Annotated in this window: 17 protein-coding genes; 4 read left to right on the top strand and 13 right to left on the bottom strand. The window is 38.0% G+C overall.

The features are described from left to right. Positions 1-46 precede the first annotated feature (46 nt). From gldD to mutY, 3 genes are read right to left on the bottom strand one after another with little or no spacing between them, the layout of a single operon-like run. A complete protein-coding gene (gene gldD / locus OLM56_RS01950; protein ID WP_121375384.1) occupies positions 47-613 on the bottom strand; it encodes a gliding motility lipoprotein GldD in 567 nt (188 codons plus the stop codon). 2 nt (positions 614-615) lie between these two features. Continuing rightward, a complete protein-coding gene (locus tag OLM56_RS01955) occupies positions 616-1,044 on the bottom strand; it encodes a single-stranded DNA-binding protein (protein WP_121375385.1) in 429 nt (142 codons plus the stop codon). 59 nt (positions 1,045-1,103) lie between these two features. Next, a complete protein-coding gene (gene mutY, locus OLM56_RS01960) occupies positions 1,104-2,144 on the bottom strand; it encodes an A/G-specific adenine glycosylase (RefSeq protein WP_264528134.1) in 1,041 nt (346 codons plus the stop codon). Between the two features lie 32 nt (positions 2,145-2,176). Between mutY and OLM56_RS01965 the strand changes: the two genes are divergently transcribed. Both OLM56_RS01965 and OLM56_RS01970 read left to right on the top strand, forming a co-directional pair. Next, positions 2,177-2,575, top strand: a complete 399-nt coding sequence (locus tag OLM56_RS01965; protein WP_262671438.1) for an HU family DNA-binding protein — start codon at positions 2,177-2,179, stop codon at positions 2,573-2,575. Between the two features lie 396 nt (positions 2,576-2,971). Next, positions 2,972-4,516 carry an Rne/Rng family ribonuclease gene (locus tag OLM56_RS01970; protein ID WP_121375387.1) on the top strand — a complete coding sequence of 515 codons (1,545 nt, stop codon included), beginning with the start codon at positions 2,972-2,974 and terminating at the stop codon, positions 4,514-4,516. Between the two features lie 71 nt (positions 4,517-4,587). Here OLM56_RS01970 and OLM56_RS01975 read toward each other — a convergent pair whose 3' ends face one another. The 4 genes from OLM56_RS01975 to OLM56_RS01990 all read right to left on the bottom strand — a co-directional run bounded on the left by OLM56_RS01975 (position 4,588) and on the right by OLM56_RS01990 (position 13,788). Further along, complete coding sequence (locus OLM56_RS01975; RefSeq protein ID WP_264528135.1) at positions 4,588-5,160, bottom strand: metallophosphoesterase family protein; 573 nt, start codon at positions 5,158-5,160, stop codon at positions 4,588-4,590. A 104-nt stretch (positions 5,161-5,264) separates the two neighbouring features. After that, complete coding sequence (gene pbpC / locus OLM56_RS01980; protein ID WP_264528136.1) at positions 5,265-7,640, bottom strand: penicillin-binding protein 1C; 2,376 nt, start codon at positions 7,638-7,640, stop codon at positions 5,265-5,267. A 53-nt stretch (positions 7,641-7,693) separates the two neighbouring features. Then, positions 7,694-13,189: an alpha-2-macroglobulin family protein gene (locus OLM56_RS01985; RefSeq protein ID WP_264528137.1), complete on the bottom strand. Its 5,496-nt coding sequence runs from the start codon at positions 13,187-13,189 to the stop codon at positions 7,694-7,696. Between the two features lie 155 nt (positions 13,190-13,344). After that, complete coding sequence (locus tag OLM56_RS01990; protein WP_121375390.1) at positions 13,345-13,788, bottom strand: nucleoside deaminase; 444 nt, start codon at positions 13,786-13,788, stop codon at positions 13,345-13,347. Between the two features lie 48 nt (positions 13,789-13,836). Here OLM56_RS01990 and OLM56_RS01995 point away from each other — a divergent pair, with 48 nt between their 5' ends. Together OLM56_RS01995 and OLM56_RS02000 are read left to right on the top strand one after the other, a co-directional pair. Beyond that, complete coding sequence (locus tag OLM56_RS01995) at positions 13,837-15,615, top strand: 1-deoxy-D-xylulose-5-phosphate synthase (RefSeq protein ID WP_264528138.1); 1,779 nt, start codon at positions 13,837-13,839, stop codon at positions 15,613-15,615. A 34-nt stretch (positions 15,616-15,649) separates the two neighbouring features. Further along, positions 15,650-16,621 carry a DUF3078 domain-containing protein gene (locus tag OLM56_RS02000; RefSeq protein WP_121375392.1) on the top strand — a complete coding sequence of 324 codons (972 nt, stop codon included), beginning with the start codon at positions 15,650-15,652 and terminating at the stop codon, positions 16,619-16,621. A gap of 5 nt (positions 16,622-16,626) precedes the next feature. Here the strand turns inward: OLM56_RS02000 and OLM56_RS02005 are convergent, their stop codons facing one another. The 6 genes from OLM56_RS02005 to OLM56_RS02030 all read right to left on the bottom strand — a co-directional run bounded on the left by OLM56_RS02005 (position 16,627) and on the right by OLM56_RS02030 (position 23,133). After that, positions 16,627-17,973: a deoxyguanosinetriphosphate triphosphohydrolase gene (locus tag OLM56_RS02005; protein WP_121376234.1), complete on the bottom strand. Its 1,347-nt coding sequence runs from the start codon at positions 17,971-17,973 to the stop codon at positions 16,627-16,629. Beyond that, a complete protein-coding gene (locus OLM56_RS02010; RefSeq protein ID WP_264528139.1) occupies positions 17,973-18,491 on the bottom strand; it encodes an RDD family protein in 519 nt (172 codons plus the stop codon). The genes OLM56_RS02005 and OLM56_RS02010 overlap by 1 nt, the downstream gene beginning before the upstream one ends. Before the next feature lie 9 nt (positions 18,492-18,500). Further along, a complete protein-coding gene (locus tag OLM56_RS02015) occupies positions 18,501-18,725 on the bottom strand; it encodes a hypothetical protein (protein WP_121375394.1) in 225 nt (74 codons plus the stop codon). 36 nt (positions 18,726-18,761) lie between these two features. Next, complete coding sequence (locus OLM56_RS02020; RefSeq protein ID WP_264528140.1) at positions 18,762-19,466, bottom strand: AAA family ATPase; 705 nt, start codon at positions 19,464-19,466, stop codon at positions 18,762-18,764. A 104-nt stretch (positions 19,467-19,570) separates the two neighbouring features. Continuing rightward, the gene (locus tag OLM56_RS02025) at positions 19,571-21,964 is read right to left on the bottom strand and encodes a ribonucleoside-diphosphate reductase subunit alpha (RefSeq protein ID WP_121375396.1); all 2,394 of its coding nucleotides are present in this window, start codon (positions 21,962-21,964) and stop codon (positions 19,571-19,573) included. A 179-nt stretch (positions 21,965-22,143) separates the two neighbouring features. Continuing rightward, the gene (locus OLM56_RS02030; RefSeq protein ID WP_121375397.1) at positions 22,144-23,133 is read right to left on the bottom strand and encodes a ribonucleotide-diphosphate reductase subunit beta; all 990 of its coding nucleotides are present in this window, start codon (positions 23,131-23,133) and stop codon (positions 22,144-22,146) included. Between the last annotated feature and the right edge of the window lie 133 nt (positions 23,134-23,266).

The raw sequence follows: 23,266 nt of genomic DNA on the forward strand, positions 1-23,266 counted from the left end.
TTAGCCCATATACAAATAAAAAGAGAACCAAATTGGTTCTCTTTTTTTATTGTTTCCATCGTAAGGTTTCCATCAAGACCTGCATGTCATTCTTGACATAACTCGAAGCAGGCATTATCGAATCAAAGTTGGGCTTTGCATAAAAATACACCGAACCCGTCACAAAATGCCTGGTACTGTCAGTAGCATAAAACAGCGCATTAGTAGCCGCATTACCTCCTACCTTATAAAACATACCATACACTTTATTCTTTTCATTTATGAAAGGCTGCTCCATTATATCATCTGCCTTAATTGTATGCTTGTAAGTCAGAGTCTGGGCATCTCTTAAATGCGCTTCGATATCATTTTTTACCGGCTTGTACGTCAGATAAATGGTAGCTTTCATTTTAGGATAGCTGATCGTAAAATTACAAGTTCCCTTATCTGAAATAACAGCATCCTCGTTCATATCAAATGTAAAAGGGCAATTATTTTCAAAATGCACGTATTCAGCCATAGGATATTCCAGCCTTAACTGGCCAGCAGGCTTTGGAACTGTATCGTTTTGGCAGCTAAATACCGAAACGACAATAAATCCAGAAATTAAAAGTGCTATACTTTTCCTAAACATTATTAGTATTGAAGATCTTCTTCTTGGGAGCTTGAATCAAAATTAGCAGATTTTACATCAACTGAAGATCCTTGTTTTCCAGCATCAATATCTTTCTTTGTGGTCAAGAAAGTAAATTCAGTTACCTGAATTTCTGTGGTGTATTTTGTAATGCCTTCTTCAGTCTGCCATTGACGGGATTTTATCCTTCCTTCAACATATATCTTGTCTCCTTTTGACAGATATTTTTCGCAGATTTCGGCGGCTTTGTTACGAACAACGAGATTATGCCATTCGGTAGAAGCAATCTTTTCGTTAGTTTGCTTGTTTATGTAAATCTCATTTGTTGCAAGGGGAAATCTGCCGATGCAGTTACCGCCTTCAAAATAGTGCATTTTGACATCATCGCCTAAATGTCCTATCAAAATCACTTTATTTAACGTACCATTCATTTTTCGTGGGGAGTTAGTAGAAACCTTCAAATATAATAATTTCTATCAAATTTGGCTTATCAAAGCAAATCTTTTTCAATAAAATTGTGAATTACTATCGGAAATGGAAAAGAAATCATTGATTCATAAGATATTGCATTTTCAGCCACACCTTGAATTTGCACCCTTAAAAAACGTATATACAAATGCTGATGTGATAATTTATGCAAGATACTCTCATTATTTAACGGCTTTATTGACAAGATTTCAAATTTTGAGCCATATTTATCAGAAATCAATTTTGAAATTTCATCAAAATCGACTTCAGATTCGGTTTCAATAAGAGGAAACTCATATAAATTATGCCATATCCCTTTTTCGGTTCTTTTTCTTAAAACATACTGCTCGTTATCGTCAGAAAAAACCAAATAATTAAAATAACGATTTCTCACTTTGGTCTTTTTCAACTTAACCGGAAGCTGGTTTACTTTATGCTTCTGCAAAGCCAAGCAACCTGAATTCAAGACACATATTTCGCAGTCTGGATTTTTAGGAACGCATTGCAATGCACCGAATTCCATAATCGCTTGGTTAAATAGCGCCGGCTTGTCTTTTGGAATCAACGCAGCGGCCAATTCCGTAAATTCTTTTTTTGCGCCGCTGGAAGCGATATCTGTTTCAATATCAAAATATCTTGACAAGACCCTGAAAACATTTCCATCAACTACAGGAACTACTTCATTATACGAAAAAGAAGCGATAGCCGCGGCCGTATACTCTCCTACTCCTTTTAACTGTAGCAAATCCTTATAGTTACCCGGAAAAATTCCATCCAATTCAAAAGCCACATATTTTGCGGTATTATGAAGGTTTCTCGCTCTAGAATAGTAGCCTAATCCTTGCCAAAGTTTCAGCACCTGCTCTTCATCAGCATTCGCCAAATCAAAAACAGTTGGAAATGAAGCGGTAAATGATAAAAAATAAGGCAATCCTTGCGCAACACGTGTCTGTTGGAGCATAATTTCCGACAGCCAAATATGATATGGATTGACCGTGTTTCGCCAAGGCAAATCACGCTTATTTTGTAAATACCATTGGATTAACAAGTTAGAAAAATTCATCAGATAAAATTGGTTAGCAAAAGTAAAAGTTTATGTTATTAAATTTTAATCGTTTATGGTTGAAATATTGTTTTTTTAATTCATATATTTGCAACCTCAAAATTTTACACAATAAATTTAAAATAAGAAAGAAAATGACGAAAGCAGATATCGTTGCGAAAATTTCAGAAAAATTAGGTCTTGAAAAAGGAGACGTTCAAGCAACAGTTGAGTCTTTTATGGACGAAGTAAAAAACTCTTTGGAAACTGGTGATAATGTTTACTTAAGAGGTTTTGGTAGTTTCATCATCAAAACAAGAGCTGAAAAAACAGGTAGAAATATCTCAAAAAACACTACAATTAAAATTCCTGCACACAATATTCCTGCATTCAAACCAGCAAAGGTTTTTGTTGAAGGAGTTAAAACGAATACTGAAGCAAAAGTAAACTAATTTATTAATCACTAAATTTTCAAAATATGCCAAGTGGTAAAAAGAGAAAAAGACATAAGGTAGCGACTCACAAACGTAAAAAGAGAGCGAGAGCTAACCGTCACAAGAAGAAAAAGTAGTCTGACTACTTTTTTCTTTTTTAAGAATATTTACAATAGTTCATTGAAATTTGAAAATAGACTGATTAAGAGAATAGAACAAAGACAAGGGCTAAGCTTCTTAACCCTTGGTTTTTTCTTCTCAAGACTATTTTCTCCGGGTACAATACCTGTTAAATAATTGTTTAATCCATCTGTAAATAAGATTTTAGATTTTGGATTTTAGATTTTAGGTTTTTAAATCTATACTCTTCTCTCTATATTCTATTTTCTGAAAAAACAGATAAAAATTTACAGTGTGAATAAAGAACTGATCATCCGATCTGGTTCGGAAGCCGTAGATTTTGCCTTATTAAAAGATGGAAAACTAGTTGAATTACACAAGGAAGAAGAAAAAAGCAACTTTCAGGTCGGCGATATTTTTATTGCCAAAATCAGAAAGCCCGTTGCGGGATTAAATGCTGCTTTTGTAAATGTAGGCTTCGAAAAAGATGCCTTTTTGCATTATCACGATTTAGGCCCAAATTTAGCTTCCCAATTGAAATTCATCAAACTTGTAAGCGCAGGTAAAATAAAAGATTTCTCCCTAAAAAGCTTTCCTTTTGAAAAAGAGATTGACAAAGATGGCGTTATCACTGATGTAATTAGTGCCAACCAGTCCATTTTAGTACAAGTCGTCAAAGAACCTATATCGACAAAAGGCCCAAGAATCAGCTCTGAGCTTTCTCTTGCCGGTCGATTTATTGTTCTCGTTCCTTTTTCTGATAGAGTTTCTATATCACAAAAAATAGAATCCAAAGAAGAAAAAGATCGTCTTAAACGCTTAGTACAATCAATCCGTCCAAAAGGATTCGGTGTTATTGTGAGAACAGTAGCAGAAGGCAAAAAAGTAGCCGAACTAGACAAAGATTTGCAGAATCTGCTCAGCAGATGGACTGCAATGTGTAAAAAATTACCAACTGCTCATCATCCGTCAAAAATATTAGGAGAACTCAACAGAGCTTCTTCAATTTTAAGAGACGTATTTAATGATACCTTTACCGGTATTCACATTGATGATGAAGAGTTGTACAACGAAACGAAGGATTATCTGCAAGAAATTGCACCTTCAAAACAATCAATAGTGAAGTTTTATCAATCAAAAGACACGCCTATCTTCGAAAAATATAACATAGAGAGACAGATCAAGACTTCCTTCGGAAAAACAGTATCGATGAGCAAAGGAGCTTATTTGATAATTGAGCATACTGAAGCGTTGCACGTCATCGACGTCAATAGCGGAAACCGCTCTAACAAAGCTTCTAACCAAGAAGATACTGCCTTGGAAGTAAACCTCATCGCCGCTGCAGAAGTGGCAAGACAACTCCGCCTGAGAGATATGGGCGGCATCATCGTTGTCGATTTTATTGATATGTCCAATCCAGAAAACCGTAAAGTCCTTTACGATTTCTTGAGAGAAGAAATGAGCGATGATAAAGCCAAACACAAAATCTTGCCGCCTAGCAAATTTGGATTGATCCAGATTACGCGGCAAAGAGTACGACCTGAAGTAAATATCAAGACCAGAGAAGAAGATCCTAACAATGAAAATGGGGAAATTGAAGCTCCAATCCTGATTGTCGATAAGATTTCTTCAGATGTCGAACGACTATTGAAAGCCCATAAAAAAGTAGTGCTTAATGCACATCCTTTTGTGGCAGCATACCTTACTAAAGGTTTTCCATCATTACGTTCAAAATGGTTTTTTGAACATAAAAAGTGGGTGAAAATAATACCTCGTGACGCTTACACGTTTTTAGAATACCATTTCTATGACAAACATGGAAATGAAATTAGAGATTAAATAAAAAACCGCCTTTCGTGAGATTGGCGGTTTTTTTATGCTCAAATTTTCGATTATTTTAGCAAAAGGATTTATTTATTTTCACGTGGAGCGAAAGGTGGAGTCCAATTTTTCTTAGACATAATTCCTTTTACTTCCTGGTAAGAAATTGGGTAAAAATTATGACAATCCACACCCACATCAAAAGACAATGAAGTATTATCATCTGGCAATTCCCCGTGAGTGTGCCCATATAAATGCCAAGAGCCATAATGACTTGCATTCCATACTCGCATTGCATAATGGAAAAGGACGAGCAGTCTTTGACCTTTAAACGCATCAACATCCTCAATAATGAGCTCGCAATAATCTTGAATTGATTCAAAGTACTCTGCACATTCTCTTGCAGAAGTTTCGTGATTTCCAGTAACTAAATGAATTTTACCATTTAATTGAGATAAAATTTCTTTCAACTTTGAACGGGAAGTTAATCCAAAGTCACCGATGTGATATACAATATCGTCTTGTTTCACTTTTTGGTTCCAACGCTGAATCATTTCAAAATTCATTTCTTCAACATTTTGAAAAGGACGTTTAGAAAATTCGATAACATTTTTGTGACCGAAGTGATGGTCTGAAGTAAACCATAAATTATTTGATTTCATTGATAAAAAAATATCGCTGGAAGATACATTTTTTTACGATACGGAGAGAATTTTTTTGACCATCTTTTTTATCTGCCATTTTGCTTTAAAAATCATTCGAAGATTTATTCTCGAACAATCTCGATTCTTCTGCTGATTTCATTGCCTGCTTCATCTGTAACTGTAATATAATATTTTCCAGTTTTTGCTTCTACAGACATTTCGTGGAACGTCTGCGTGGTTCCTAAAAACTTATCATTCAGATACCAGAATAGTTTTGCTCTTTCGTCGGAATGGGCCACTTTTAATACAAACGGCTGTATTTCTCCATTAAAGTTTTTGGTCAGATAGACCTTTCCGTTTTCCTTCGGATAAATAAAATCCATCGAATAAGACGATGCTCCTAAGCAATCTGCTCGAAACGATGGTAATGAAACATAATCGATATGTTTGGTCTTGTAATACAGTTCCATTACGGGAGGCAAAACAAACCAAGGCTTTGTCACCATTTTGTCTACATCCTCGCAATTGCTATTCACCTGAAACTGTTGCGAAGCATCCAAATGTATCATTTTATGATACGGACAAACGGTAGTCTGCTTGCTTTTTAGCGGAATCCATTGTTTGATTTTTGGACAGTTTTCTCCACCTATATGGCCACTCAATTGGCAGACTTCGGCTTCTTCCAAATCATCATACGGAGTTGCAAACCATTTTTTTCGTGGCAATAAATTAAATACATCAAACAAAATAGGCGCCGCGCTTCCAACGCCGGTCAAAGAAGGTCTTCCTTCTCCAGAAGCATTTCCAACCCACACGCCTACGACATATCTCGAATTAGTGCCGATGGCCCAGCCGTCACGATTTCCGAAACTTGTACCTGTTTTCCAAGCGATTTCTAGCGAAGAATCGTAGAACTTCCAAGCTTCGTCTCCTTCTGGCCTATTGACTTCTTTCATGGCATTATAAGTCAGCCAAATCGATCCTGCTCCTAAATTTTTCTTGTCATACGATTCTTTTCCAAAATCCACTTCCTTGCCTAACGTCCAATTCAATTCTGTAAATTCATTGGTACGATATTTTGCAGAATGTGTCGTAAAATAATTCACGGTAGAAGTCAGTCCTGCGTAGGTTTTTGTCAAATCCCAAAGGTTGCTTTCTGCGCCGCCGAGAATCAGGGAAAGCCCGTAATGGTTCGGGTGTTTGTTAATATCCCGCAATTTAAACTGCTGCAATTGGTCATAAAATCGATAAACGCCATGGTCTCTCAGCATTAAAACCGACGGAATATTCAGCGACCGCGACAAGGCTCGATGTGCCGGAACAGCTCCATCATACGTCAAATCGAAATTTTTAGGACTATAGCCCGCAATCTGCGTCGGAATATCCGGAACCAAAGTATTCGGCAATATTTCGCCAGCATCGAGCATAGAAGCGTATAAAAACGGCTTTAAGATGCTTCCTGTACTTCTTGGCGCCGTAATAATATCGACATCTTTTTGATGGTCTTTATCCGTCGGCGAATTCCCAACATAGCTGATAATATTTCTTGTTTCTACATCTACAACAATAATCGCAAGATTGTAAATTTCAGACTGTCGGTATTGATTGTAGTATTGTCCTGCGATTTGATTTACCCTATTTTGCAACGCAAATTTGACTGTTGTCTTGATTCGTTGTCCTTCTTCCTTTTTGGCAACATTCTGTAGCAAATGCGGCGCAATTTGCGGCAAATCATAGGGTTTTTGCGGCAAGTCTTCCAATATAGAAAGTTCGTAAGTCGTCTTGTCAATTACTTTTTCCTCATATAGTTTTTTGAGCAGCCCATTGCGCTTATTCAAAAGTCGTTGTTGATTTTTACCAGGATAAATCAGGCTTGGAGCATTTGGAAGTACCGCCAAAGTTGCGGTTTCGGCCCATGATAATTGGTGCGGCTGTACGCCAAAATAACGCCAAGAAGCCATTTCTAAACCCACGACATTACCACCATAAGGAGCATGCGCGGCATACAATTCAATGATTTTTTCTTTAGAATAGCGAAATTCCAAACGCGTCGCCAAAACCAATTCGATGAGTTTTTCAAAATAGCTTCGTTTTTTTCCCTCTCTGGAAAGTCGGATGACTTGTTGTGTCAGCGTACTTCCGCCACGTACCACTTTTCCTGCTTCGTGATTTTGCTTTACGGCTTTTATCATCGCGACAGGATTGAATCCGGGATGCTGGTAGAAATGTTCGTCTTCAAAATAGACAATACATTTTTTGAATTTTTCGGGTATGGAATCTTGAGCTGGAAATCGCCATTGTCCGTCACGAGCTATTTTAGCACCTAAGAGTTCGCCTTCTTCGCTTTCGATAACCGTTGAATAAGGTTGCTCGAAAAGCGTTCTTGGCAGGCAGAAATAATAGGCAATTAAAAGCAATCCGAAAAAAATGGATTTCTTCGGATTGCGTTTTATTTTATCAATAATGCGTTTTAGAAACGCTTTTATTTTACTCTTCAATTCTTACTTCATTATATAATTCCCCTTCCAAAAACATTTTATTGAGCGGAAATTTATTTTACGACATTGACCCATTGTCCTCGCGTTCTCGCATAATAAGAGTTGTCATACATGGCTTCGCATTGCACGCCCGGAAGATAATATTTCCCAAGATACGAGGCATTCAGAAGAATCTTGAACGTTTTGGTTTCATTCGATTTCAACGTAAAATAGAAATTAGTACGGTCATCGCGAATGTCTGTATAATCGACCTTGTTGTCGGCAAAACTTCCATAATCGGTGAAACGCGTATTGACGATTTCCCAGCCTGACGGAATGATCTGCGTCAATGCAACATTCTCGACAGATTCGCCTTTGGTATTGGAAACTGTGACTTCAGCAACAAATTCAGTGCCTTGTGCCAAAGAAGCTACGTTAATGGCATTCCCTTTTCTATCTCGGAAAACAATATCGGTAGCAAGTCCTCTTTGTTCGGTTTGTTCCTGTCCGATTGGAAGAATACCACTGGTAATCACTTTTACATAAAGCGTCGTGTTCTTGTTGTTCTTAACTGTTACGGAATTTCCGCTGCCTGAAACCTGCAATGTTCTGTCGGCAAATGTTTTTGCGGTCTTGATAGCTTGTGATTTTCCTTTGCTTGTGAAGCTTACGTCAATGCCTTTTGTTCCATTTTGCTGTGCGAATTTCGACATAGCATACAAGCAATAGGCCGTAGTCTGTGTTGACATCCATTGATTTGATGACATTTGTTTTGCTAATTTGTTCGCCATCGTAAATGCTTCACCTTTTCGTCCTAGCAGCAATAATGTTTCTAATGCCATGGCGCGATTTCTTTCGCTCGAGCCATAATAATAGTAATAACCGTATTGTGTTTCTTCGTCTATGCTGCTTTGGCTTAGCAATATCATTCCAACATTTTTCTGTCCAGCCAAGGCATAAGTCGCTGCCAGCCTTAACTTAGTTTCATTTGAAATTCCAGACGTTTCTCTCAATCGGTTCATCGAAGACAAATCTGGAGAACCTGCCAAGGCCAAAGCATACAATCGATACGACTGTGGGAAATCATTACGATAACCTTCGTTATAACGCCATTGTTTGGCTGTTTTCGATTGATAGGCAATCCATTGTTTTTTTAGATTTGCCGGAAGCGCGTAGCCTTTTCTTTCGGCTTCAATTAAAAAGTGTCCCACATAAGTCGTGCTCCAATCGTCTGGCGTTTGGTTTCCTTGCCAATACGCAAAGCCACCATTTGCCAGCTGAAATTGTGCTAATTTTTGAATTCCTGCTGTTATATTTTTTTGGATTTTGGCTTTACGAGTCGCATCGACATCAGCTATATCGGCCAAATACAATTGCGGGAAAACGCTAGACGTTGTCTGTTCCAGACATCCATGCGGATATTGAATCAGGTAATCCAGACGCTTATTGAAATCCATAGATGGGAATGCTGAAACTTCAAGCTTAGCCGTGTTTGTTCCTGCAACTCCAAAAGCATTCCAATTAATCGTACCTGAACTATTTGGTTCCAATACGAGTTCTTTATAATCTTGCGTTACCGGATTTGGGTTCAAGATATCCAATTCAACATCAAAACTTGCTTTTTCTTTTCCAGAAGTGGCAACAACAGTTACTTTTCCTATGCCCGTCAGATCTCCAACTTCCAAATCAAAGTAGGCAATTTTTTCATCAGGCTGTGCAAAAGGCATCGCTTGTTTTGAAGCTCCGATTACACGGAAACCGTTGTTTGTTTTTAGCTGCAGGGAAACATTTTTGACATGTTTTTCCATCGCAAACACAGTCACCGGCAAGGTTACTTTTTCTCCTGGAGAAACCTTTCTTGGCAATGATGCCAAAATCATCAAAGGATTTCTGACCGGAGTTGCTTTCTCAACGCTACCATAAGCGCTGGTTTTGGCATCACCAGCTACTACCATCGTCCTAACAGATCCGACATATTTTGGAAGGGTAATTTCATGGGCTTTTGTCTGTCCTTTAGCTAATGCGAATGGTCCGAGATAAATCACGACCGGCTTAAATCGGTTGGCCTTTTTAGCCGCTCCGCCGCCTAAATCTTCATCACCTCCAATACTAAAAATCTGATTTACTTTACCGCCATAAGCTCCAATTACATCATCATAAATATCCCAAGTTTTTACGCCCAAGGCTTCGCGAGAATAGAAACTATTCCACGCATTCGGAGTCTTGAATCTCGTTAAATCCAACAATCCTTCATCGACAATCGCAATCGTATAGGTCATGGCCTTGCCGTTCTTCTCGCTTACTTTTATTGTTGTTTTCTGTTCTGGCTTTAGAACATTCGGCATGGCTATCTGCGGTTCTAGAATCGTATTTTTATCGACTACTTCTATCGGAATAATTCCGTACAAACGAATCGGCGAATCATTTTTCGTTGAAGCATGCGGTTGCAATAACGTAATGTGAATGTATACATTCGGAGCCATTTTAGCGGTAATCGGAATTTCCACCTGCGTTTCTCCTTTTTTAGTTTCTGCCCATAACGTTTCAACTACTTTCGAACCATTTTCAAGAGAAATCAAAGCACGGCCGCCTTCGCTTGACGGGAACGAAACGATAGCTTTTTCGCCCACGTTGTATTTTTCCTTATTGGAAGAAAAGACTAGCATTTTTGCCTCAGCTCCAGTTGAATTTCTTGTTTTCCCAGACCAGATCGGCCAGTCTATCATTACGGTTTCTCCAGCAGAATGTCCGCCATTCGGATCTGTTACTCTAACCAAATAACGTCCCCATTCGTCTTCGTCTGTCTTGAATTGAAAACGGGCTTTTCCTGAACCATCGGTATTTACTACTTGAGAATAAAAAGGCGTATTGGTTGTTGAACTGCTGTAGTTTGACAAATCATCTGTAGCGTCCCACCACCAGCGCCATTCTACTTTATAGACTCTTACTTCTAAATTTCTGACCGATTTCGGCCTTCCGTTTTCATCTACCGTAACTACATCAAAAGCATTGCTTTTTCCTGTTTCCAGCATGCCATATTTGTTTGGTTCTGGAGCTTTTACTCCAACATAGGTTTGAAACGGAGAATAGGTCGCTGTAATTACATCGGTACTAAAATCCCCTCCGTTTTCATAGACTTTTGTGATGAAAGCAGCTTTCAGCATTCCCGGTGCTTGTGATTGCAATCTTGGCTGGATGCTTACGTTGGCTTTTCCGGTTTCGTCAATTTTTCCAGAATAGATATTTACTTCTTCTGTAGAAAACTTACGGGAAGGATCATCAAAAACATACTTGCTGTAGTTTTTGAATGTTGTTGGTTGTTGCGTAAATTTCGCCTGCATTTCTAATTTCAAGTCTTTTGCAATGGCACCGTGCAACCAGGCTACATCTACCCTAGCATCATTTTTATGAAAGGCCGAAAGCATTTTCCCTTCAAAACCATTTTTGATTCTCAATCGGTTTGGCTTGATGGTTTCAATCTTTACAGATTTATAGAAACGAGCACCGCCAACAGAAACAACTGCTTCATAATTGCCTGTCGGTGCATTTGGCTGCGTCTTGAAAGCAAATTTATAGTGGTTCTTATCCGAATATTTTTGGACTTTTTGATATACTACTTTTCCATTCGGATCAGACAATTTCAGCTTGATCGGATGGGTATTTGGCAATCGGCTAGAATTATCATTCAGAAGGAACGATAAATAGATCGTATCACCCGGACGCCAAACGCCTCGTTCTCCATAAATAAAACCTTTCAGTCCTTTTTGAAGCGCTTCGCCATCGACATTAAAATTGCTGACCGATTGGGAATTTCCATCGTCTAGCTTGATATAGGTTGTATTTTTATCTTTTTTGATAATGGCAAAAAAGGCTTTTTTATCGATACTGAAGTTGACAACGCCTTCACCATTCGTGCTGTAAGAAGCTAATTTTTGCTTCTGGTAATTGTATAAGTCTACCGTTGCTCCTGAAACCGGCTCTGTCGTTACGATATTATTCACTGCAAAGAAATAGGAACCGTTTTCGCCTCGTTTTACGATGACACCCAAATCGGTAGCCAATATGTTTGTAGCTACTTTATTGTTAGAATAGTAGGACTTATGGCACGGATTTTCTCTTTCGTTCCAGTCATAATCATAGTCATAATAGTCATAATCATAAGAATCATACGTAGAAAAATCTTCTGGTTCTTGGTCTTCTTCTTCCGCTGGTTCTTCTTCCGTAGGAGTATCGCAAGTATATAGAGAATAGGCTTTTTTGATGGAAAACTCTACGCGATAAATAGCACCCTGCTCTGGCTTGATTAACGTAGACAAGTCCAAAGAATAGGTATTCCATTTTTTATAATTGGCTAGTTTGTTGGTCGTTAATTCCAATGTTTTTTTAGCGACTGGAAGAGCTACTTTTCTTAAATCGTAATTGCCATTCAATTCGTTGTCTTGCAAGAACTGAAGTACGTTATTTTCAAAAATGCGGAATACTTTTACATCTACTTTTTTCAAGTTCGCGGCTTCAAAATTTACTTTTAAGTTATTGGAACTTGGCAGAATCGTACCGCTTTTCACAAATCGCACTTCTGGCTTGATTTGTTCAAAGGTGATTTTTGCGGCATAACTTTTCTTCATCTTAAAGCCGTCTGTATTTTCAATTCCTTGGAAAACCTCTAGCAGTAATTTGCCATCTAACGCAACATCTGAAAAAACTTTCAAGACATTACCATCGACAGCATAACGTAGATTATTGGCTGTTTCGAGCGCCACAAGACCGCTAAAATCTTGGCTTTTCTTTAAAGGATCTGAAAAATTAATATGAACCGACTGATTGTTTTCATCGCCAATTTTTACGTCAACAATTGTAAAGTTATTTTTGCCTGGAATCGCAAATTCTTTCTCTCCTTTTTGGTTTATATCAGCATTGCTCCCATCCCATTTGATGATAATCTTGCTGTCTTCTGTTCCTCTTTGAATCTGGTCGATGACAAAAGAAAATTCTGTTGCCGATTTGACCGATTCATTAAATTTTATCGGAAGTTCTTTTCCGTTCTGCTGGGCTGAAACAAGTTTTTTGGCTGTAGTCAAGTCCATGTTATCGGCAGTTTTCAGAAGTACATTTAAGAATTGTGTGTCTTTCGTATAGGATTGCAAGTCTTGGGTTTCTATTTTAAAATCCTGCTCGATAGTCTTCACCGTAAATTTAAAGTCAGCAAGTTCTTTTGGGACTTCAATAAGCTTATCAAGATGTAAGGTCACTTGGTATTGCTCGTTCTGCTTAAGCTTTTTCTTCGGCTGAAAAGCCAAAATATTATTCGGCAGTACGACAACTTTTCCGTCTACACTAGGAGAAATATCAAAGATATCCTCGTCCAATTCTTGATTTGGTTTCCATTCTGCTTTCGAGAATGCCAGTCCGACCTGAATATCAGAATTTGCGGAAATCATTCCCGATGAAAAACTGGTAACATAATCACGATAAAGCGAAAAATCAGAATCAAAATCTTCAGGCGAAGATTTTTTACATGCATTTAACAAAAAAAATACTGAAACCAACAGCATTAATTTTCCAGTTTTCATAAAATGATTGATTAGAAGTTGAACGTAGGTTTTGTCCTTAGTGACATTTCACCATAACTGAATATGGCTCGTCTTTATTGTAATAAATATAGGATTAATTTTTTAAATTTTTAGTAAGAAAAATTACGTTTTGATTTTCTTCTTAAAACAGAGGACTATTTACGTTTTTCCAGAAAAAAACGCTTCATCAAACTAGAAGCTTCTGCTTCTAAAACGCCATATTCTACGATTGTTTTTGGATGCAGTTTTGTGCCCAAAGCCATGAATCCTCTTTGTTCGTCTCTGGCACCGAAAACAATTTTTGAAATCTGGCTCCAATACAAGGCTCCAGCACACATCTGACAAGGTTCCAAGGTAACATAGAGCGTACAGTTTTTAAGGTATTTCCCTCCCAAAAAATTGGCAGCTGCTGTAATCGACTGCATTTCGGCATGAGCCGTAACATCGTTCAGCATTTCCGTAAGATTATGGCTCCTCGCAATGACGCGATTCTCAACGACAATAATCGCTCCAACAGGAATTTCGCCTTTTTCAAAAGCAATCTCCGCTTCTTGTAGCGCTTTTTTCATGAAATATTCGTCGGTGTAGGTATTTTCCATAGTCCAAAAATAGAAAACAATATCGTAAATTTGATTTTTAATCTAGAAATGAGCAAAGCCATCCTTCAAAATATAAATTCTCCCGAAGATCTAAGAAAGCTGACAGAATCGGAATTACCTACTCTCGCCAGAGAACTACGTGATTTTATAATCGATATTGTTTCTGTCAAGGAAGGACATCTAGGCGCCAGTTTGGGTGTTATTGAATTGACGATTGCGCTTCATTATGTTTTTAATACGCCTGACGATTTATTGGTATGGGATGTCGGACATCAAGCGTACGGACATAAAATTCTTACCGGCAGAAAAGATAATTTTGATACAAACAGGCAATGGGGTGGCATTTCTGGCTTTCCAAAAAGGAGCGAAAGTATTTATGATACTTTTGGTGTAGGGCATTCTTCTACAGCAATTTCTGCAGCCCTAGGAATGGCGATTGCTTCCAATCTAAATGGTGATGTTGCCAAAAACCATATTGCTGTTGTAGGCGATGCGTCGATTGCTTCAGGAATGGCGTTTGAAGGATTAAATCATGCCGGGGTAACCGATGCCAATTTATTAGTCATCTTAAACGATAACGCCATCGGAATTGATCCGAGCGTAGGTGCTTTAAAAAACTACCTGACAGCTGTAAAACAAGGAAAAAATCCCCGTGAAAACAACATGATAAAGTCATTGAATTTTGATTATTCAGGACCCATCGACGGACATGATATTTTTGCGGTTATTAAAGAACTGAAAAGACTTAAAAGTATAAAAGGCCCTAAATTCCTACATATCATTACTACTAAAGGCAAGGGTTTGGAACAGGCCGAAAAAGATCAGGTAAAATACCATGCTCCTGGCAAATTTGACAAACTGACGGGAGAGATTATCTTAAAATCAGAAGAAAACCTACCTCCTAAATTTCAAGATGTCTTTGGACTGACTTTATTGGAATTGGCGGAAAAGAATCAGAAAATTGTTGGTATTACGCCTGCGATGCCTTCGGGAAGTTCGCTTAAGTTTATGATGGATGCTTTTCCGAAGCGCGCGTTTGATGTAGGAATTGCAGAACAGCATGCCGTGACTTTGGCTGCAGGAATGGCAACACAGGGAATGATTGTTTATTGCAATATTTATTCAACGTTTTTGCAGCGAGCTTATGATCAGGTCATCCACGATGTGGCACTTCAAAATCTTCCTGTCATTTTTTGCTTGGACCGAGCGGGATTAGTTGGTGAAGACGGAGCCACACATCATGGTGTTTTTGACCTGGCTTACTTACGCTGTGTTCCGAACCTGATTATCTATTCGCCGATGAACGAAATCGGCTTGCGAAATATTTTATATACGGCACAGTTAGGATTGAATCATCCGATTGCTATTCGTTATCCTAGAGGCCGTGGCGTCATCGTAGATTGGAAAAGACCTTTTGAAAAAATTGCCATCGGAAAAGGTAGATTATTGAAAGAAGGGAAGAAAATCGCCATACTTTCTAACGGATTCATCGGCAATAACGTCATACCTGCTTTGGCTGGCATAGCGAATCCTGAAGATTTTTCTCATTATGATTTCCCTTTTGTCAAGCCTTTAGACGAGGAACTTCTGCATGCTATCTTTAAGAAATACGAAACTATTATCACCCTCGAAGATGGAGTGGCAAAGGGCGGTTTCGGAAGTACCATAACTGAATTTGCCGCATTCCACAACTATACAAAAAGGATACAAATTTTAGGAATTCCTGATGAATTTATCGAGCATGGAACGATTGACCAACTACAACGTTTTAGTAAAATAGATTCAAAAAACCTGCAAATAATTTTTGAAAACTGCCAAAATTACTGATTTTTGCATATTCCTTAAATTTAATGCGCCTGTTATGAGATTATCTTCACTAACCTTAGGGTTATTCTTACTTTTTTCTATCAATTCTATCGCTCAGTCGGTAGATACTATCCAATCCAAAAAGCTAGATTCGGCAATAGTCAAAAAAGTGACGCACTGGGAAAAGAAAAATGTCATAGGATTTGACTTAAACGAAATTGCTTTTGTCAATTGGAGTGCGGGTGGAAACAGCGCTATTTCAGGACTTTTAAAAGGTACGTTTACCCGAAAATATGAAAACGGAAATGTAAAATGGCTTAACGAATTGATTGTCCGTTATGGCGTTAGCAAGCAAGATGGTGTCGAATTAAGAAAAACTGACGATGCTTTCCAATTCAATTCCACTTTTGGTTACAGAAGAGATACTACTTCGAATTGGTTTCATAGTGCGAAATTCAATTTCAACACGCAATTCACAAGTGGTTATGCCTATCCAAATACAGATCTGGCGATTTCGAAACCTTTTGCTCCAGCCTATACTTTCCTTGGGGTGGGAGCCGAATACAATAACAAAAAGAAAAACCTGCAATTGTATATTTCGCCACTTACCTTAAAAAACACTTTGGTTTTGGATCAAAGATTGGCCGACCAAGGAGCATTCGGGGTTGATAAAGCCGTTTATGATGAAGTGACGGGGGCAATGATTTCCGAAGGAAAAAACTCCCGAACAGAGCTTGGTTTCCTTTTTACCAGCGGTTATAAAAAAGAACTTTTCAAGAATATAAATTTTGAAAACAAGCTGAATCTTTATACTGATTACATCAATAATTTCGGAAATATTGACGTGGACTGGCAAGTACAGCTGGATTTTATCGTCAACAAATACGTACGTGCAAACATCAATACTCACTTAATTTACGACCACGACATCAAGGCCAAAGAAGAAATCAATGGCGAGCAGGTTATTGTTGGGCCAAAAGTACAATTCAAGCAGATGCTTGGCGTCGGGCTGATTTACAGCTTCTAGGCTTATTACAGCTTCTTTCTTCCGTTTATCGTATTGAACAATTCGAGCGCGTTTCCATCCGTCAGAAGCGAGACGTAGTGGCAGATATGCAATAGCCTTTTATAGAGGTTGTCCTTTTCATTGTGGAATTTTTCCGGAAGCATCTTTAACAGCAATTTATCGTAATTCGAGGCTTGGTCATGGAATTTATTGTTAAAAGCTGTGATGAATTTGTCCAATAACGTTTGGATGATTTGATATCCTACTAATTCTTTCTCAATGACTTCCCTGCTTTGATAAATGTTTTTCACGCTCAAGCTGATAATATCGTTCATCTGGGCCGTATACTTGCTTTTTTCTGTCAAAGCATAATGGAATTTTCCTTGCAGAATCTGCTCTTCATTTTCGATAAAAACTTGCACGACATCATTGATCAAGCTGCCTATTGCCAAAGCTCTCAGATAACTTATTCTGTCTTCTTTAGTAATCAACGCATTGAATTTTTTGGTATCGATACTGTCTTTGACTAGCTTGATAAGATATTCTAGCGCGAAATCTTCCGAAACCAATCCGAGGTTAATTCCGTCTTCAAAATCAATAATCGTATAGCAGATATCGTCGGCTGCTTCGACCAAAAAGGCCAACGGATGTCTTTCGAAACCAATATCGTTTCCTGATTTATTAGGAATCAATCCCAACTCATTGGCGACTTCAGAGAAGAATTCCTTATCAGTCTGGAAGAAGCCGTATTTTTTATCAGAAATATGACTTGTAGGCTTCTTAGGCAAAGATTCTTTTGGGTATTTCATAAAAGCTCCCAAAGTAGCATACGAAATTCTAAGCCCGCCTTCAATACCTGGGCGAGATGCCGTCAATAATGAAAAACCATTAGCATTCCCCTCAAAATCAATCAGATCTTGCCATTCTTTTTCAGAAAGCTGGTCTTTGAATTGCTTTCCGTTTCCGATCTTGAAATATTCGCCGATTGCTTTTTCACCCGAATGACCAAATGGCGGATTGCCAATATCATGAGCCAAGGAAGCCGCAGCAACTATGGCTCCGAAATCATTCGGCTGATAGCCATGAACTTCACGCAGGTGTGGATACTTTTCAATGATTTTTTTTCCGACAAGCCTACCGATAGAGCGTCCGACAACAGACACTTCCAAACTGTGTGTCAGTCGTGTATGCACGAAATCTGTTTTTGAAAGCGGAATTACCTGCGTCTTATCTTGAAGGCTTCTGAATGCTGAAGAAAATATAATCCTATCGTAATCGACTTCAAAGCCTAAACGCGTATCGTCTTGTTCTTTGCGCAATCTTTTTCCTTTATCGCCTTGTCTTTTCAGGGATAAAAGCTGTTCCCAGTTCATCATAATTCGTTGGTATTATTTCCTATTTCATCTAAAGAATAAAACAGTTCTTTTTTCTTTTCTAATAGTTCTTTGTTTACGACATAGGTTTTGGAAATACTGTCGTGCCAGCCTTTGTTTGGAGCTCCCAAAAAAGAAAAAGCGTCAAAAGGAATCAGCCTACAGAGCGAGCGTACTAATATTTCTTGGCTGTCTGGCTTTTCGCCGTAAATATCAACAACAACTGTTTTTGTGATAAATTTTCCTATCGTTCTTGAAAAAAAGATTTCGAATATATTATAGTAGATTAGTGCAGTCACAGCTCCTAAAGCATATTTTTCGATCATATTCATGCTTTCAATTCGCGCAAGGATACCATTGTTTCCAGTAATAAGGGCGATAATCGTCAGCACTATCACAAGGCCGAACAGCAATACCAGCTGACAGACATAGTCTATAATATAATTTGCTAGACGAGTACCTTGGCTTGCATACAAATCATTATCCAACGTAAATTGCCTTGAAGTTCTATAGTCCATCTTTTGAAATTATTCTTTTAAGTTCGACAAAAAGAAATTCTTAGATTTCTTTGGATATTGCTGATAGGTCTTATCGCTAGGATTTTCAATTATCGACTTGATATTTACTTCGTCTCCAATCTTAAAATTGGCTTCGGTGTATTGGTAATCTAGAAGGTACGGTCCGCAGAAATAATTTCCGTTTTCATCTTTTTCTATGATTCCTGTATAAACTCCTTTTTTTTCTTTTGACATTTTGTTTGAGATTAAAGTAAATAATTTGTTTTGTGATTAAGAAAGTTTCGACATTTCGTCTAGAATAATATTGTTTTTCACCTGACTAAAGAGAAAATCTTTAGCTTCGGAAAAAGAAATAGCATACTTTCTTTCTACATTTTGGTATTTTATTGGAAACTTCGACAATAACTTGTCGTAATAGCCGTCTAAAACTTGGTCTGATGGCGATATGAACTCCAGCTTGAGCTCAAATCTTCGAAGCAGTGCTTCGTCAATCATCTGGATTTGATTGGTTGCCGCAATCAATATCGAATTTTTTGGAAAATTATCAATCAATTGCAATAGGGCATTCACGACACGCTTCATTTCGCTGCTGTCTTTGTTGTCATAATCCCTGATCTGTCCTAAGGAATCAAATTCATCAAAAAACAGGACTGAGCTTTCGTGATTGGATTCTTTGAAGATATTATGAATGTTCTTTGCCGTCTCTCCTAGCTTTGAAGATACGATAGTCGACAGGTTCACTATAAAAATCTTCTTATCCAATTCTTTTGCTATAGCCTTTGCTGTCATGGTCTTGCCACATCCGGTCTTTCCGTACAGGAATATTTTATTGGCAACAGGAAGCTCATAATGGTGCAAAATTTCAGAAAACTGATGTTCTTTTAGAAACTGACTGATCTGTTCAGACACAGATGCTTCGAAAACCACATCTTCTAAATTTACATTTTCCCGATCTCTGAAATATAAAGTACTCAAGCGCTCTTAATTTTGCAAGCAAATATACTAAGACTAAAACTATTGCTATAAAAAACAGCCATCAAATGACGGCTGTTTTCTTGAAATGGTATTTTATACTATTATTATGAACCGCACATTTCACAATCGTCTGGTTCTGCATTTTTAGAACGTTCTAGCATTGCTCTGAATTCATCAACAGCAATTGCTGGTTCTGCAACAGCTTCAACTGCTACAGGCTCTGCTTTTTTATCATTATTCAATGTAAACTTAATTGCGTCTACTGCAGATTTAGTTCTCAAATAATACATTCCGGTTTTTAATCCAGATTGCCAAGCATAGAAATGCATCGAAGTCAGTTTTGCATAATTAGCATCTTGCATAAACAAGTTCAACGACTGTGATTGGTCAATGAAATAACCTCTTTGGCGTGACATGTCGATGATGTCTTTCATAGACATTTCCCAAACTGTTTTGTAAAGTTCTTTCAAATCTTGTGGGATCGCATCAATATTTTGAACGGATCCATTATGACGCATGATTTCTTGTTTCAAGTCTTCGTTCCAAAGTCCTAGTTTCACTAAATCTTCCAACAAGTGTTTGTTCACGACGATAAACTCGCCAGAAAGAACACGTCTTGTGTAGATGTTTGAAGTATAAGGTTCGAAAGCTTCATTATTCCCAAGAATTTGAGACGTTGAAGCTGTCGGCATCGGAGCTACTAATAAAGAGTTTCTCACACCGTTTTCCATCACTTCTTTTCTCAAAGAAGCCCAATCCCAACGACCAGATAATTCTTCGTCTTTTAATCCCCAAAGATTGTATTGGAATTCTCCTTGAGAAATTGGAGAACCTTCAAAAGTAGAATATGGACCTTCTTCTTTCGCCATTTCCATCGAAGCCGTTACTGCCGCGAAATAAAGTGTTTCGAAGATTTCTTGGTTTAGTTTTTTAGCCTCATCCGACGTGAAAGGCATTCTCAACAAGATGAAAGCATCTGCCAAACCTTGAACTCCCAATCCAACCGGGCGGTGGCGTAGGTTTGAGTTTTCTGCTTCTTGAACTGGGTAATAGTTTCTATCGATTACTTTGTTCAAGTTTCTTGTCACGCGTTTTGTTACGCTGTAAAGCAAGTCATGGTTAAACTTTCCGTTTTCAACAAACATTGGCAATGATAAGGATGCCAAGTTACAAACTGCAATTTCGTCTTTTGAAGTGTACTCCATAATTTCGGTACACAAGTTAGACGAACGAATCGTTCCAAGATTTTTTTGGTTTGATTTGCGGTTTGCTGCATCTTTATAAAGCATGTATGGCGTTCCGGTCTCGATTTGAGATTCCAAGATTTTCTCCCATAATTCTCTTGCTTTGATGGTTTTTCTTCCTTTTCCTTGTGCTTCGTAAGATGTATATAGTGCTTCGAATTCGTCACCATAAATATCGTACAATCCTGGGCATTCGTTTGGACACATCAATGTCCAAGTAGAATCTTCTTGAACACGTTTCATGAACAAATCTGATGTCCACATTGCAAAAAACAAGTCACGCGCACGCATTTCTTCTTTTCCTGTATTCTTTTTTAGGTCTAGGAATTCGAAGATATCGGCATGCCAAGTTTCGATATAAATCGCAAAGCTACCTTTACGTTTTCCGCCGCCTTGATCAACATAACGAGCCGTATCATTGAACACACGCAACATCGGAACGATTCCGTTTGATGTTCCGTTAGTCCCACGAATATATGATCCTGTCGCACGAACGTTGTGAATTGACAAACCAATTCCGCCTGCCGATTGCGAGATTTTTGCTGTTTGTTTCAACGTATCGTAGATTCCGTCGATACTGTCGTCCTGCATTGCCAAAAGGAAACAAGAAGACATTTGTGGTTTTGGAGTTCCTGCGTTGAATAATGTCGGAGTCGCGTGCGTAAAGAATTTTTTCGACATCAAGTCGTAGGTTTCTAATACCGCATCCAAGTCATTTAAGTGAATTCCGACAGCAACACGCATTAGCATGTGCTGTGGTCTTTCTACGATCTTTCCGTTTATTTTCAACAGATACGAACGTTCCAAAGTCTTGAAACCGAAATAATCGTAGTTGAAATCTCTATTGTAAATCACGTGAGAATCAAGGAAAGCCGCATTTTCTTGGATTACGTTATACACTTCTTCCGAAAGCAGAGGCGCTTCTTGATTGGTTCTTGGATTTACATAGAAAAACATTTCTTTCATCGTTTCTGAGAACGATTTTGTGGTGTTTTTGTGCAGGTTCGAAATTGCAATCCTTGCTGCCAATTGGGCATAATCTGGATGGGCAATCGTCATAGAAGCTGCTGTTTCTGCTGCGAGATTATCTAATTCTGAAGTTGTAACACCATCATACAACCCTTCGATAACGCGCATTGCTACTTTTACCGGATCAACAAGATCGTTCAAGCCGTAGCATAATTTTTTAATTCTATCCGTAATCTTATCAAACATTACCGGCTCTCTGTGGCCATCTCTTTTTACTACATACATAAGTTTACAAATTTGGTTAGGGAATGGAAGACCATTCGGGATTATTAAAAAGGTTAAGAAAATCCATCGAAATGGATTCTTGGTCTTGATGAAAGAAGAATTATTTTCTCAAAAAGAAAATAGTCTGCATCATCCAGAAAATGGTTTAAAGGACAAAAGGGTGTCTGGCTTCTAAGTATCTAGAAATCGGCGTCGAAACTAATTTTTTGCGATTCGCTGTCGTTCCCTGTTCCGCTGTTTAAAACTCCAGCTTTTTGGTATTCTGACACTTTCTTTTCAAAGAAGTTAGTTTTTCCTTGAAGCGAAATCATGTCCATGAAATCGAAAGGATTTGCCGTTCCGTATTCTCTTTCACATCCTAATTCTACTAATAATCTGTCGGTTACAAACTCCAGATATTGTGTCATTAGTCCCGCATTCATTCCGATTAAACTTACAGGAAGCGATTCGGTAATGAATTCTCTTTCAATGTTTAATGCCTCAACAATTATCTCTCTGATTCTGGCTTTTGAAACTTTATTGACCAAGTGGTGATTGTGCAAATGCACTGCAAAGTCACAGTGAACACCTTCATCACGAGAGATTAATTCGTTTGAGAATGTCAAACCTGGCATTAAACCGCGTTTTTTCAACCAGTAAATCGAGCAAAAAGCGCCTGAGAAAAAGATTCCTTCAACAGCTGCAAAAGCGATTAACCTTTCGGCAAATGAGTCAGATTCTATCCATTTTAGAGCCCAGTCTGCTTTTTTTCGTATGGCTGGAAAAACTTCCAAAGCATTGAATAATTCGTCTTTTTCGGCTTCATCTTTAACGTAAGTATCAATCAGAAGTGAATAGGTTTCGCTATGAATGTTCTCCATCATAATCTGAAAACCGTAGAAAAATTTTGCTTCTGCATATTGCACTTCGTTCACGAAGTTTTCGGCAAGATTTTCGTTTACAATCCCGTCAGATGCGGCAAAAAAAGCTAGAATATGCTTGATGAAATATTTCTCTTCATTATTAAGCTTGTTATTCCAGTCATTTAAATCTTGTGACAAATCAATTTCTTCAGCTGTCCAAAAACTAGCTTCCATTTTTTTATACCATTCCCAAATATCGTGGTGTTTGATAGGAAAAATGACAAATCTATTCTTGTTTTCTTGTAAAATTGGTTCTATCGCTGCCATACTATCTTGACGTTTATTGTTTTATAGGAAATTATTCTTTGATTTCTTTACACTACAAAGATTGTCATTTGTATCGGTAAATGAAAGTCAAACTTATCCACAATTGGACATAGTTTTTAACAAGAGGTAAATT

This window comes from Flavobacterium sp. N2550 (assembly GCF_025947265.1).
Lineage (GTDB): Bacteria > Bacteroidota > Bacteroidia > Flavobacteriales > Flavobacteriaceae > Flavobacterium > Flavobacterium endophyticum.